10 protein-coding genes and 1 pseudogene are annotated in these 12,974 nt (G+C 56.9%); 1 reads left to right on the top strand and 10 read right to left on the bottom strand.

Annotated elements, in window-relative coordinates:
* Positions 1-26 precede the first annotated feature (26 nt).
* From hsdR to M1D74_RS03890, 3 genes are all read right to left on the bottom strand, one after another.
* Positions 27-2,348 (bottom strand): EcoAI/FtnUII family type I restriction enzme subunit R, encoded by a 2,322-nt coding sequence (gene hsdR / locus M1D74_RS03900; RefSeq protein ID WP_458116553.1) that lies wholly within the window; start codon positions 2,346-2,348, stop codon positions 27-29.
* 15 nt (positions 2,349-2,363) lie between these two features.
* Positions 2,364-3,278, bottom strand: a complete 915-nt coding sequence (locus tag M1D74_RS03895; RefSeq protein ID WP_458116552.1) for a restriction endonuclease subunit S — start codon at positions 3,276-3,278, stop codon at positions 2,364-2,366.
* Between the two features lie 206 nt (positions 3,279-3,484).
* Positions 3,485-4,936 carry an N-6 DNA methylase gene (locus M1D74_RS03890; RefSeq protein ID WP_458116551.1) on the bottom strand — a complete coding sequence of 484 codons (1,452 nt, stop codon included), beginning with the start codon at positions 4,934-4,936 and terminating at the stop codon, positions 3,485-3,487.
* A 171-nt stretch (positions 4,937-5,107) separates the two neighbouring features.
* Between M1D74_RS03890 and M1D74_RS03885 the strand changes: the two are divergent.
* Positions 5,108-5,395 (top strand): annotated as a pseudogene (locus M1D74_RS03885) (integrase core domain-containing protein); the annotation flags it as partial.
* On the opposite strand, the gene M1D74_RS03880 reads toward M1D74_RS03885, so the two are convergent.
* From M1D74_RS03880 to M1D74_RS03850, 7 genes are all read right to left on the bottom strand, one after another.
* Positions 5,382-5,888, bottom strand: a complete 507-nt coding sequence (locus M1D74_RS03880; RefSeq protein WP_458116550.1) for a hypothetical protein — start codon at positions 5,886-5,888, stop codon at positions 5,382-5,384. The pseudogene M1D74_RS03885 and the gene M1D74_RS03880 sit on opposite strands and share 14 nt — an antisense overlap.
* Positions 5,881-6,111 (bottom strand): hypothetical protein, encoded by a 231-nt coding sequence (locus M1D74_RS03875; RefSeq protein WP_458116549.1) that lies wholly within the window; start codon positions 6,109-6,111, stop codon positions 5,881-5,883. The genes M1D74_RS03880 and M1D74_RS03875 overlap by 8 nt, the downstream gene beginning before the upstream one ends.
* A gap of 192 nt (positions 6,112-6,303) precedes the next feature.
* Positions 6,304-7,791 carry a hypothetical protein gene (locus M1D74_RS03870; RefSeq protein ID WP_458116548.1) on the bottom strand — a complete coding sequence of 496 codons (1,488 nt, stop codon included), beginning with the start codon at positions 7,789-7,791 and terminating at the stop codon, positions 6,304-6,306.
* A gap of 132 nt (positions 7,792-7,923) precedes the next feature.
* A complete protein-coding gene (locus M1D74_RS03865; RefSeq protein WP_458116547.1) occupies positions 7,924-9,375 on the bottom strand; it encodes a serine/threonine-protein kinase in 1,452 nt (483 codons plus the stop codon).
* Between the two features lie 847 nt (positions 9,376-10,222).
* Positions 10,223-11,299, bottom strand: a complete 1,077-nt coding sequence (locus M1D74_RS03860; protein ID WP_458117128.1) for a Gfo/Idh/MocA family protein — start codon at positions 11,297-11,299, stop codon at positions 10,223-10,225.
* Complete coding sequence (locus M1D74_RS03855) at positions 11,299-12,078, bottom strand: ThuA domain-containing protein (RefSeq protein ID WP_458116546.1); 780 nt, start codon at positions 12,076-12,078, stop codon at positions 11,299-11,301. The genes M1D74_RS03860 and M1D74_RS03855 overlap by 1 nt, the downstream gene beginning before the upstream one ends.
* A 26-nt stretch (positions 12,079-12,104) precedes the next feature.
* Positions 12,105-12,857, bottom strand: a complete 753-nt coding sequence (locus M1D74_RS03850; protein WP_458117127.1) for a carbohydrate ABC transporter permease — start codon at positions 12,855-12,857, stop codon at positions 12,105-12,107.
* Between the last annotated feature and the right edge of the window lie 117 nt (positions 12,858-12,974).

Here is a 12,974-nt window from a genome sequence, read left to right as displayed (position 1 = left end):
GCCCTCTTCTTCGAACATATTCTCTTTTAGGCCACTTCTGGTGGATCATACAGTCCCTTTTGAAAATCGATGAACAACCTTCTGATCTGCTCCACGCCCCCAAGCACTCGTACGCCGTCCGTGATGGTTTGGTATTTGAGCTCCAAGAGTGGGCCGAGCTTCTGCAAGCTCAATTCATCCACGCCCGAACGAATGTAACTAGAAACTAGGAAATCGACGAAGTCACTCTGGGCCGCGTTCATCGTATCGATCCGGCTTAGCTGGGATTCGTTCACTCGTTCTTCTCTAGTGCGCAAAGGAATCGCAAAGGCAATAAATTCCAAAACATCTAACAAATCGCAATCTTCTGCACCAATCGCACTCTGCATAGAAGTTAGATCCTGCGAGCTGAAACCGGCCCTCGACAGGCGCTCCCGCAGGGCTTGTCGCGTGTCAGGATCACCCCAGGCTGCCCTCAGAGTCTTTTCATCAATCAGGAGGCCAGGCAGCTTCAGAGTTTCGAACAATCGCGCAATGAATTCTTCGATACTGATGGGAAGCCCGTCCGGGCCTACGAACATAGTTGAAGTTAGGTGCTTGAAGGAACGAGCCTTTCCGTCTCGAAGCTTGATCTCAACCTTCCGGGACCGCTCTGAACTCTCCTCGCAATCTTCCCTCTCCCCATCCATGGGGGTGCGACGTTGGGGTGCCCGGCCACTCATCTCATCACTGGTCGGGAGCGGTTCACCGTCCCATGTTGGATCCCTGAAGAGCTGGTGTGCGTTCACAAAGTCATAGACTGTGAAGAAGTCCTTACCTCGGTACAACCTGGTTCCTCTGCCCATGATTTGTTTGAACTCGATCATGTCGGTCACGGGTCGCAGAAGCACGATGTTCCGGACGTTCCTTGCGTCAACCCCAGTCGAAAGCTTCTTTGAAGTCGTCAGTATGGTTGGCACGGTGCGCTCGTTGTCTTGGAATTGTCGGAGGTAAATCTCACCGATCAGACCATCGTCGGCAGTGACTCGGTGACAATAGTCAGGATCACTGCTGCTTTTGATTTGGTTCACGAGGTCCCGAATGATCAAGGCATGCTCCTGTGAGGCGCAAAACACAATGGTCTTCTGGTTTTGATCAATCTCAGACATGAAAAGACGGACGCGATACTCCTCCCGCTCACGAATGAAGATCAAGCGATTGAAATCGCTTTCGTCATAGGTTCTGCCTAACGTCACCTCGCCTTCGATGACCATGTCACCAGGCACATAAACGTACTCGTCAATGGTGCTTTGGTACCGCCGTATGCGGTACGGCGTCAAGAAGCCGTCCTGTATCCCTTCCTTCAGTGAGTAAGAATATACCGGATCACCAAAATACCGGTAGGTATCTCCATTCAGCTTCCGCAGTGGAGTAGCGGTCAAGCCTAGCTGAACCGCGGATGCAAAATGGTCGAGAATAGCTCGCCAAGAGCTCTCGTCGCTTGCTCCTCCACGATGGCATTCATCCACGATGATGAAATCAAAAAAATCAGACGGATATGCGCCGAAATTTGGTCGCTCACCGCCCTCCGCCATGAAGGTCTGGAAAATCGTGAAGAAGACCGATCCATTCGTCGGGACCCGACCGCGCTTGACGATATCCTTGGGCGTGATTCGAACCATGGCATCTTCGGGGAATTGTGAAAACGCATTGAACGCCTGATCAGCGAGGATATTGCGATCGGCTAGAAACAGTATGCGAGGTCGGCGGTTTTCGTTGCCGTTCACGTTCCATCTGCTGTGATACAGCTTCCAAGCGACCTGGAAAGCGATAAAAGTTTTGCCGGTTCCCGTCGCCAGGGTGAGTAAGATGCGCTTGCGATCCATCGCTATGGAATCTAGAACACGCTCGACTGCTAATTCCTGATAGTAACGAGGAGTTTGGACTCCTCCCGAGGCATTACCGGGGAGTGCAGCGAAGCGGTTTCTCCACTCGTTAGCGCTTGGGAAAAGCCGTTCCCACAGCTCTTGAGGAGTGGGTATACCCTGTACCAATCCTTCGCGTCCGGTCTCCATGTCTATCTCATAGATTTTCTGGCCGTTGGTGGAATAGGCGAAGCGCGCACATAACTTCGACGCATAGACCTTGGCTTGCGCCACGCCTTCGGTCACAGGAAGATCCCAACGCTTGGCCTCTATGACTGCCAACTTTCGACCGCGATACCTCAGTACATAGTCTGCGATAGTAGGCTCTGCGGTGCCGCCGCCGCCTTGAATGCGGCCAGGAGCGATGACCTCGCGTCTAACTTGTGAATCTTCAACTACACCCCACCCAGCCATTCGGATGGCTGGATCGATGAACTCTGCTCGCGTCTCGGCCTCATTCTTCATCGCAGACCCCACATCCTAGTTACGCCCTGTAAACGCCTGCTCCAGCACTGAAGTCTGAAGATCATCGAGCGACTTCAGACGTCCTTGGTAGTGCAACTGCAAATCTCTCGCATAGCCTTGAACGCTATCCAAATAGGAAACTACATCTTTCTGCACCTCCAACTCCACTGCGGGAAGCTGAAAGCTCCTCAACGCGGTCAGCGAGACCGTCTTCTGAGCCGTGCCCGTAGCCGACCGTCTGGCTTGCTCACGGACGCCGGGAGAAAGTAGCGCATAATATAGCCAGCGCGGCAGAACAGATTCATTGGGACGTATCAGGCCAATGTGCCTTTGGAAGCAGAACTCCATATCGGATTCTACTAAAACTGGTATCCCAAAAGATCCCGTTACCGTATAAAGGAGGTCGTTCTTTTTCGGCCGACGATTCTCACGGAGGGAGTCAAAGTAGGCTCTTGGCACGCGGAAACCCTTGTCTAAGTCAATGGTCCCCGCGTCCTTATCGATATTGGAAATCGTAATGAAAGGAACACCGGTCGTAGCCTTCGGCGGAGGCGAGTGATCGCCATCTGTAATCGACTCGGCACAGGTCGACAGAGCCTTAAGATGCGGAACATTGGGTGGAAAGGTCGAAGCTAAAACAGCCTCGAATAGAGTGCGCGCGAGCTCTACATTTTTCTCGACATTCGTCCTTATAGCACCCAGATAGGTGAAGAACTCGTCCAATTTTGCAACGATGCGCTCCTGCTCGGCTAGATCAGGATAGACGATAGTTACTTCCATTAAGGCTCTGTAGTGCCGGGCGTATCCTAATGAAGCCGGCCGACGAAGCAGCAGTTGGTAGTACAGGAACTTCGGCACGAGGAAATCTTTCGCGTCAAGGACCTTGACGCCCTCGGCACCTGTCACAAAGTCGAAGTCAACGTACTTCAATGTCCGCGTATGGTCGCCAAACACAACCACTGGACGCCCAAAGGAAGAGACATCCTCTTGCAGATCCCAGTATCCATTTATAGTTTCCTTCTCCTGCGAGACTATAGGGAAACGTCCGGACGATAAGAATTGTCGGCGAGGTATATTCGCCGTCGAGGGAACCTTCCGCAGGCAATTCTTAACAACCTCGGAGCGCCAGACACCGGTCACAGCAATGCCCGTATGAGCGACAGTGTCTCAGCGTTCTCGGCATCGAGGCGAAACATCTCATCGATAATACCCTGGGGAGACATCGTGGGCGCGACAAGTGGAAGATGCGGATTAGTCACCGACAAATTGAAGGAACTAGGATTAAGATCGGCAGCATCAACGGACCACGATTTTGGTCCAACTGAGAAGGTACGCTGGAGACTAACGAACTCTTCCATGTCGCCGTAGGTAAGTGGATATGTCTTTCCTAAATTACGACCAGGATCACATTCGTAAAACCATATTCTCTTGGTTGACGCCCCTTTCTCGAAAAAGAGAACTACGGTTTTAACACCTGTACCAGGAAAGGCTCCCGCCGGCATTAATAGGACCGTGTGGAGATTGCAACTACTCAGCAGTAGCTTTCGCAGTGCAACCGAAGCACCGTCTTGGGTGGACAAGAAGGTGTTCTTGATTACAACACCCGCTTTCCCTCCGGCCCGCAACCGCTTGATGAAGTGTTGGAGAAATAAGTACGCCGTCTCGCTCGTCTTTATATCGAAGTTGTGTTGAACTTCAGCGCGTTCGCGTCCCCCGAACGGCGGATTTGCAAGAATGACATCATAGCGATCTGCGTCCTGCAGATCATTCAGGCTCTCGCTCAGCGTATTGGTTCGTACGATGTTGGGCGTTTCTATACCGTGAAGGATCATGTTCATCACGCCGATGATGAACGCAAGTGATTTCTTTTCTTTGCCAAAGAAGGTGTTTTTTTCAAGTTGCTGAACCTCATCGGTCGTCAGCTCAGGCGACTTCATGTGTTCATACGCCTCAATGAGGAAGCCGGCCGACCCTACCGCACCGTCATATACCGTCTGGCCAAGCTGCGGATTGACGACTTCCACTATGGCTCGGATTAGCGGGCGAGGCGTGTAGTACTCACCACCATTGCGGCCCGCGTTGCCCATCCGTTGTATTTTTCCCTCATAGAGATGAGACATCTCGTCTTTCTCAGCGTTCGAACTGAAGTGCAACTCATCAACTCTGTCAAGGATTTCGCGCAGATTGTACCCACTTTGAACTTTATTTCGTAATTCCGTGAAGATAGTTCCTATCTTGTACTCGATAGTGTCTGCGCTCCTCGCCGAGGAGAGAAACCCTGCAAGCTGCGGAAATAGCTGTTCATTCACGAACTCGACTAGGTCATCGCCCGTCATCGCTTGCTGATGATCGATGGAACCGCTGGCGGTCTTAGGAACAGCCCAACTCTGCCATCGCATCGAGGGTTCAAGGATCGGCTTGTACTCCGCGGACGTGAGACTCGCTTCCAATGCACGTTCTTCTTCTAAGTCGTCCAAGTACTTCAAGAAAAGGATCCAGGAAGTTTGCTCAACATAGTCAAGCTCGTTCCCGCACCCGGCGTCCTTTCGCAGGACGTCGTCAACGTAGTCGAAAGCTGCCTCGAACAAATGCCACTCCAATACTCACCGTACGACGCTCAGCCGTTCAAACCCTGCCCGTAGCGCGTCCACGTGTTTGCCACTGAGCATCCGCCAATCCTAGCGGCTTCACGCGCTCTCGCTCTCGCTCTCGCGATGCAGTGTTCCTCCCTCCAGACCGAAATATCCTCGACTTCTGCTGGGTTCCGGTCACGGCGCTTCGTGGAATCACTGCGCCATCATGGCCCGACCGGATCGATGGGCAGGGTCGGCGCGTGCGCGGACAACGCCGCCATGGAATGGTTCTTTTCGCTGCTGCAGAAGAACGTCCTGAACCGTCAACGCTGGCTCACCCTGCAGGACCTGCGCCTGGCCATTACGACCTGGATCGAGCGGTCCTACCACCGCCGGCGACGGCAACGGCAACTGGGGAAACTCACACCCATCGAATATGAAACAATCAATCGGTCCGCGCTCATAGCGGCCTAAAAACCCCGAGTTCAACATAGCCGGGGCAGTCCCGATGATCGCCGCGAAACGAAGCGTAGAATCCCAGGTTGACGGCTACGTCGATTGCCATGTGCTCGATCTTGTAGATAACGCCAGAAAGACAAGCGAATGTCGATCCCACTGCTGCGAAAATAGCTGCAATGCGTCTCGCCGCGAAGAGAATGATTACCCAGCGTCTCCTTTTACGGGTGATTCTGAATCCGCCATCGATCAAGACTACAATCAACAGAACCGGAAATACCGGAACGAGCAGGCCTGCCGTATCAATGGTGATGTGCATGTAGCCGAATCTCCTTCTGTCATTCCACCAGGTGAGGCACCAGGCGATCAAGCCGAACAAGGACAAGCTGATCGGAAGCCGGATCGTCCATGAGTAGTCCGCGTCGCTTAATCCGCGCAGCGGACCGACCACTACCGTAGCCAGCAGCAAGGCAGCTACCGCGAGGGCTGCGAGCATCACGGAATCATGCATCGAATCCCTCCACAGCTTTCGGCAGTACCATGAGGTTGGTTGCGTCGAAGCTCAGCTCGTCACGGAACGCCGAAACACTGACGCCGTCCAGCTCAACGTAGGCGCGCATGATGTTGAGCGGAGCGCTCTTTGAAGGAACCCTCACCCAAAACTCACCGCCGAGCAGGGAGTTCAACCGGACGTTCCACATTGGAACACCTGCACGGTTTTGTGATCTGTTCATTAGAACCCTTGCGGGTCCAGGCACTGTAGGACAGAGCGACCGTTGGACCGAGGTGCCCGATGCCGTTTGACAACACGAGAGGCTTCAAGCGCCTCCTTTCAAGGATGGCCTGCGAGAGGAAGACCAGAGCCGATTTGGCTCCACCCAGAAACATGCGTAGACGATCTGGCTACGGCTGCACAGCGACGAGGACTAGCCGATCAGGTTCCCGAAACGCTTCCTCAGAAGGGAAAAGCGGTTGTCATAAACCAGACCCCCAGCTCTGTCCGCCTCAATCTCCGCGACCAGAGCCGCAATATCCTCGTCATCGAGTGCGAGAACAAAGCCATGCCCGTCAGAAGCGACATTTCTGCACCGATCCAACAGCTTGGGCTTGTTCTCTAAGCGCCGACACGTCAAAAAAGCAACTTCCCCACGGTGGGGTGATAAGCGCATAGCCACCTGATCTACTTCTGCGTTACCGATTTCTTTCGAATAGTTTTTGCACTCCACGACGATCGTCGCGGCCTTGTAATTCAGGCTCAGCCACCGGAAGAAGCCCGTACCCGCTACGTTGTCGTAAGTGATGTCAATGCGCTTCAGGCCACCGTGGAGATGCTTCTCGATATGTTCGTTTCCCAAAGATGTATCAAAAAGCGCGCTGAGCAATTTTGCGATGGTCCGGTGATATAACGTAGCCCCAGCGCTGCCTGGGCTGATTGAATTCAGCTCACCGATGAGCGCACCAAAATCGACCATTGGCGTTCCCAGGGCTTCAACAAAGGTCTCCACGCCCATTGGTGACAAAGCTTTATCACGCAGCGCAGCTCTGTAATCATCGAGGGCTGTCGGATGCCTTAAGGTGTTTTTGACAGCATCGGGCTTCGTGTTCCCCAACCTGCGATCCAACTCCGTACGATTCACCCGACGTCGGCCGTTCTTCAACACGCGCACAAGAGCGGATCCGGGGTCGTTCAGTTCCTCCTGCTCGAAGTAGGGACGCAGATAACCTCTGTAGTACTCCCCCCGGTCAACCGTGGTCTTCACTCGGACGACAGATTTGGGCACGAGAAGCAGTTTGTGTGTCCCAGGGCGAGGCAGGTTGACGAGCGCACTCGGGTTCCACTCCCGCGACAACTCGTTCCAAGTTGCACCGCTGTACTGGCTTTCCAACGGAATCTCATGGAACTCAGCCATCTGTTGCGTGTAGTCAATCAGATGCGCGCGAATCACGCAGGTCGTTATGTCACTGATGATGTCGCGGCCGATACCTTCGATGAACAAGACCGAATCTTCCAAGTCTTGAAGAAGGCCCGAGGTAACGGCCTTGCTTTGAGAGAGAGCTTCCACCAGCTTGTCGCTGTTCTTTTGATGCCCCAAGCCCCGACCGCGACTCGGACCTTCGCTGATCCCGAGATGAGTTTCATTCGGCTCGACCAGTGGATGGACTAACGCGTTGACGCGTGAGCGATCACCAGCACCTATGGCAACAAGCAGTTCATCGAAGAACGTAACGAGGGAATCCCTGCAAGCACGTCCCCACTCCCCTTCCTGCACGCGTATTGCGGAGGGGTCTATGAAGACGGGAACGTCCTCCGAAACGTCGACGTCTACAAAGTCCAGCTCACCTTGTGTCGCGTCGAGGTCGTAGTACTCCGAAACCCGCACTTTTCCCCCAGTCTTGAGAAGCAGATGTTTCATCGTAGCTAAAGCGCACGATTCTCCTTCTGCGATCAACGTATCACCGCCACCAGCGGCAGACGGGGTCTACCAGTCGTCGCTGGAATGGTGAATCAGGGGTGGTCGTTCAATGAGTGATCTAACCCAGAACGTTCACGCCTCACGCCAGGATTTTTCCGCCCGAACGATGTCCGGGCGGACATCTTGCGTTAGCTTGCCCTCCGAAGCCTGAGCGAACCAGAGCGCCCATCGGTCGATGAACTCGTCCAAATCATCTGCGTCAACCAGGGTGAAGGGCCATGCAACGAGGTATTGCCCGGTTCGGCGTACGGCCATGGTTGCTTCCCGGGATTCGAACGCTGCGTCGAAGGGAACGTCTCGGTGGGTCGGTACCAAACCGCCATTCTGAATAAAAGCCGTCTCGTACCAATGGAAATTCCCTGCTTCTTTGGCATCGGAATACCAAAGCGCGTGAGAGCGACCGACGTGTCCCGTGATTCCGGGTCCCTGCCAAACTCTTATGCTGGCACGGGCAAGCACGGAGAACGGGTCGCCCTCCTCTGCAAGAAGGTAGGAGTTTTGCCCGGCCATTGGAGAGAAATCGATAGTGGCTGACGCCAGAGCGAGCTGCCACGCCCCAAGGTCCTTTTCTCTAACCTGAACACGCGGGGCCAGCCCGACTAAACGCTCCAACATCTCCTGAGAGATACGAGCCAGTTTCTCCTGCGCAAATTGGAGATGCTCCTGCCTTATCTTCTCCTCTTCGGCCTCCTTTAGCGCGGCCATCTCAGCCAAGTCCAGCGCCTGCGTATAGGCCTGATCTGCCTCGCCAAGAGCCAATGCTCCTGCCGATAACGTTGCGGCTACGCTGGGCTCCAATTTGTCACGGAATTGCGCAGCCGTTAGTCGAAGATTAGGCGCCTTCTTCAAACAGTCGAGTATGGCCCAGTCCAATCGTTTGGGGGCACCAGTTGTCGACGGGGTCTCGTTCAGATGTCCTTGGTATATCTCCTGAGAGCTACCGGTGAAGGGTAAGTGCCCTGCCACCATTTCATAGGCCACAACACCTAGGGCGTACATATCGCTCCTGCTAGACGCGCGCCCACCCCTCCACAACTCGGGCGCGGTGTACTCCTCGCTTCCGTAACCCTTATGCGTTTGAGTGCCGGTTGCAGCATCGGCATATCGGGCGATGCCGAAGTCACAGAGGCACCATTTCCCGTCGATCAGCAGGATATTCTCTGGCTTTATATCACGATGCACAATCTTGCTCTCAAGATCGATGAGGGCATCCGCCACGTCGACCAGTACGTCAAGGGCTATTTTTTCCGGAAGGGGACCCGAGTACTCGTCGAGCAAGGATCCCAACGAGCGCTCGGCCAGCGGCATCGATACAATCCAGTGATCCTCGTCCTCGCCGATCCCGGTCACGTGCACGACGTTTCTCGCTTGGTCGGGGATCTCCAGCAATAGCTCTCGAGGAGTGCCTTTCGCTTTCGGGATGAATTTGACGGCGCCGTCCAACTCGCCCTGCGAAGCGCTATAAACCTTGCCAAAACCTCCGCGCCCGATCTCGTTACCTAACACCCATTCGCCGTCGCTCAACGCGACAGTTCTTCCTACAAACAAAAATTTCCCCCTATCACCAGCGCCAGCCTTCCTCAACTGCCAGCATAGTGGGCGTCAGAGGACCGCGACCGAATCAGATACTCGCTTTGTCGGACCCTTGGCTCGCGCGGTGGGACGTTCCGCACATGCGTTTCTGTCGAAGCTTGACTGGTATGCCCTGCCACAATGCCGACGGTGCCGACGTCGCATGGGTGCACGTCTTTTTGACGATACGGCGTCGTGCGCGCTATTCGCGTATCCGATACACGCGTAGGAGGAAGAAGGATGCTTAGAACTCCGTGCTAGGGGTGCTCGCACTGTTCCTCAATATGGCGGCCAGTAGGCGGAGTTCGGCTAGCTTGGTTCCCCCATATGGCTTGGGCGGCTCGCGCCCTCCCCACGCAGAGACGGCGTCTCATAAGACCGCAATCACGAGGAATGAGCATCGGACGACCTCTACACCAAGTCGCAGCAGCTCAGCCCGTACCAGTGTTTCCCGACCCTGGGTTGCGATAGGAGGGCTTGAAGTGAGAGCGCGTCGGGGTCCTTCACGACGACTGCTCTAGGCTCAGTTCATTTGCAGGATGTTCAGACGCTGAAGCCTCCGCTGTTCTTTCCGCTTAGTCCGGTTCCGCCCCCATACAGCATCCTACGGCTCTTGCCGATGGTCGTTCCGTTTCAGCAATATAGCCGTGCAAGAACAACCATAGTGATACTTCGGCTAGCCCGCCGCAAATTCCTCCTCTGTATCGGATGCAACCCCTCCTGCTTTATTCGATTGCGTCCGGAGCATGCCTAGGAGGTGTGCGTTATTAGGCGTTCTTCACTGTCTCTCGCCGAACCCCTAGCCCTCCAGCACCGCCCGCACATCCGCACGGCGCTCTGTGGCCACTGCGACCCGATGCGCTTCCTCCATCACGTCCTCGATCAGCACCCGCTGGCCGGTTGACGCTGACTGCACCGCTGCTTCCACCATCGCAAGACTCAACACATTCGAATGCACCTCCCCCGACGGCACCTCACCGGACCGCAACGCCGCAACGAACTCCACCAGCGCGCCTGCGATCTCCTCCTCATGGGACACCGCAGGAACCGAAGCAGCACCGGACAGCAACTCGGCAACCGGTGCCCGGGCACCATCCCATGCGGCAGTCCCGCCGGCACCGTTCACCCGCCAGGACCCGTTCCAGGACGTCTCCAAACCATCCGCACACCAACTTCCCGTGTACACGTACCGGGTGCCGCCGCTCATCTGGAACACCGCGGTGGCGGCGGCAGCGCCGTCGTACCAGCTCCACGACGGATTGAACTCCTCGCAATACACCGACACCGGATCCTGGTCCAGCAGGAAGCGCACCGCATCGAACTGGTGGATCGCCATGTCCACCAGCAGCACATGCGCCATCTCCTCCCGGAACCCACCGAAGTGCGGGGCCTTGAAGAACTCCGTCGTCACCACCCCGATGTCACCGAGCTGACCGGTCATCGCCTTCAGCTGCGTGAGCCCCTGGAAATACCGGCGGGACTGGCTGATCATCAGCAACTGCCCGCTCACCTCCGCCGCAGCCGCCAACGACAACCCCTCGGCCACCGTCGGAGCCACCGGTTTCTCACACAGCACCGGCAACCCGGCGAACATCGCCTCCACATTCACCGGATGATGCGCCACCGGCACCGTCACGTTCACCACGGCGTGCGCACCGGTCGCCGCCGCCACCTCGGACACCGAGGTGCCCAAGGCGACGTCCCGCAGCCCGAACTCCTCGACCGCGGCCTGCGCGGCACCCAGGTTCAGGTCCACCAGGCCGACCAGTTCGACGTCGTCGTTCGCTTGCAGGGTGCGGATCCAGGCCTTGCCCATCCCACCGGCACCCACCTGCACCACGCGCAGCGGGGTGGCTTCAACAGTCTTGAAGGTGATCAATTGTGCATCGCTCCCTGGTAGCCGTGACCGGTGTAGAAGTCCTCGGTCTCGTAGCGCAGCAGCACCGGGTCGGTGCGCTCGGGCCGCAGCGTCCGGGCCCACTCCACACCGTTGGCGATCACGCGGCGCACGTCCTTGTGGTGGTAGACCGGGTAGTCCTGGTCGCCCGGGCTGAAGAAGAAAATTTTCCCGAAGCCGCGCTTGAACGTGCAGCCGCTGCGGAACACTTCTCCCCCGCTGAAGGTGCTGAGGAAGATCAGCTCGTCCGGCGCGGGGATGTCGAAGAACTCCCCGTACATCTCCTGCTCGTCAATGATGAACGGGTGCGGCACGCCCTGTGCGATCGGGTGCGCCGGGTTCACGGTCCACACGATCTCGCGGTCGCGTTCCGACCGCCACCGCAGCGTGCACGAGGTGCCCATCAACTTCCCGAAGATCTTCGACCAGTGTCCCGAGTGCAGCACCACCAGCCCCATCCCCGCAAGCACGTGCCGGTGGACGCGCTCGACGACGTCGTCCGCCACCTCCCCATGCGCGGCATGCCCCCACCACACCAGCACGTCGGTGTTCTCGAGGACGTCCTCGGTGAGGCCGTGCTCGGGGTCGTCGAGGGTGGCGGTGGAAACGACAGCGCGCCCACCGAGGTTCTCCTCGATGCCCTCACGGATGGTGTTGTGCATGCCGTCGGGGTAGATGGCGCGGACTTCGGGCTGTTCCTGCTCGTGGCGGTTCTCGCCCCAGACGAGGACGCGCACGGTGTCGTTACTGGTGGTCATGGTCTTCTCACTTTCGATAGCAGCGTTTACTTGACGGCCCCGCCGGTGGCACCGGCCGCAATGTATTTCTGGGCCAGGATCAGCAGCGCGATCGCCGGCAGGGAGGACAGGACGGCGGTGGCCATGACGGCACTCCAGTTGGACACCTGCGTGCCCAGGTACTGATAGATGCCCAGGGTCACCGGCCGCACCTCGTCGGTGGTGGTGAGGGTCAGCGCGAACAGGAAGTCGCTCCAGGAGAACAGGAACGCGAACAGGCCCGCGGTGATCAGCGAGTTCCGGCTGATCGGCAGCACAATCGAGACGAACGCGCGGACCAGCCCGGCGCCGTCGACCCTCGCGGCCTCCACGATCGACGTCGGAATACCGATCATGAACGCCCGCATGATGAGGATGACAAACGGGATGGCGTGCGTGGCGTCGGCGAGGATCAGGCCGGGGATGCTGTTGAGCAGCCCGAGGTCGTTGTACGCCGCGTACAGCGCATTCGCGATCACGATGCCCGGAATCATCTGCGAGATCAGGATCGCCAGCAGCGCGATATTCACCCAGCGGAACCGGAACTGCGCCAACGCGTACGCCGCCGGTGCCGCCACCAGCAGGCTGAACACCACGGTCCCCAACGAGACGATCAGGCTGGTGACGAGGTTCGGCCCCTGCTCGACAATGGCCCGGGTGTACCCGTCGAAGCTCGGATTCCACGGGAAGAAGTCCGCGGTCAGTGTGTTGCCGGAGGGCTGCAGCGACGCGTTCACCATCCAGTAGACGGGGAACAGCATCACGGCCAGAAACAGGATCCCCAACGCGGTGTACCCGGCGGAGCGGGTGCGTTCCTTGCCTGCGTTGCGTTGTGCCGGAACGGGTACGACGGCGGTGTCTACAGTAGTCACGGTTGT

The sequence above is a fragment of the Arthrobacter sp. D2-10 genome, from assembly GCF_054161285.1.
Note: the sequence above shows the minus strand (reverse complement) of the source record. Positions and strands in the feature narration are given on the sequence as shown.

Excerpts from the sequence above, each read along its gene's own strand:
- hsdR (WP_458116553.1), bottom strand. The coding sequence starts at position 2,348 with ATGAAGAATGAGGCCGAGACGCGAGCAGAGTTCATCGATCCAGCCATC.
- M1D74_RS03880 (WP_458116550.1), bottom strand. The coding sequence starts at position 5,888 with ATGCATGATTCCGTGATGCTCGCAGCCCTCGCGGTAGCTGCCTTGCTG.
- M1D74_RS03875 (WP_458116549.1), bottom strand. The coding sequence starts at position 6,111 with ATGAACAGATCACAAAACCGTGCAGGTGTTCCAATGTGGAACGTCCGG.
- M1D74_RS03870 (WP_458116548.1), bottom strand. The coding sequence starts at position 7,791 with ATGAAACATCTGCTTCTCAAGACTGGGGGAAAAGTGCGGGTTTCGGAG.
- M1D74_RS03855 (WP_458116546.1), bottom strand. The coding sequence starts at position 12,078 with ATGACCACCAGTAACGACACCGTGCGCGTCCTCGTCTGGGGCGAGAAC.
- M1D74_RS03850 (WP_458117127.1), bottom strand. The coding sequence starts at position 12,857 with ATGCTGTTCCCCGTCTACTGGATGGTGAACGCGTCGCTGCAGCCCTCC.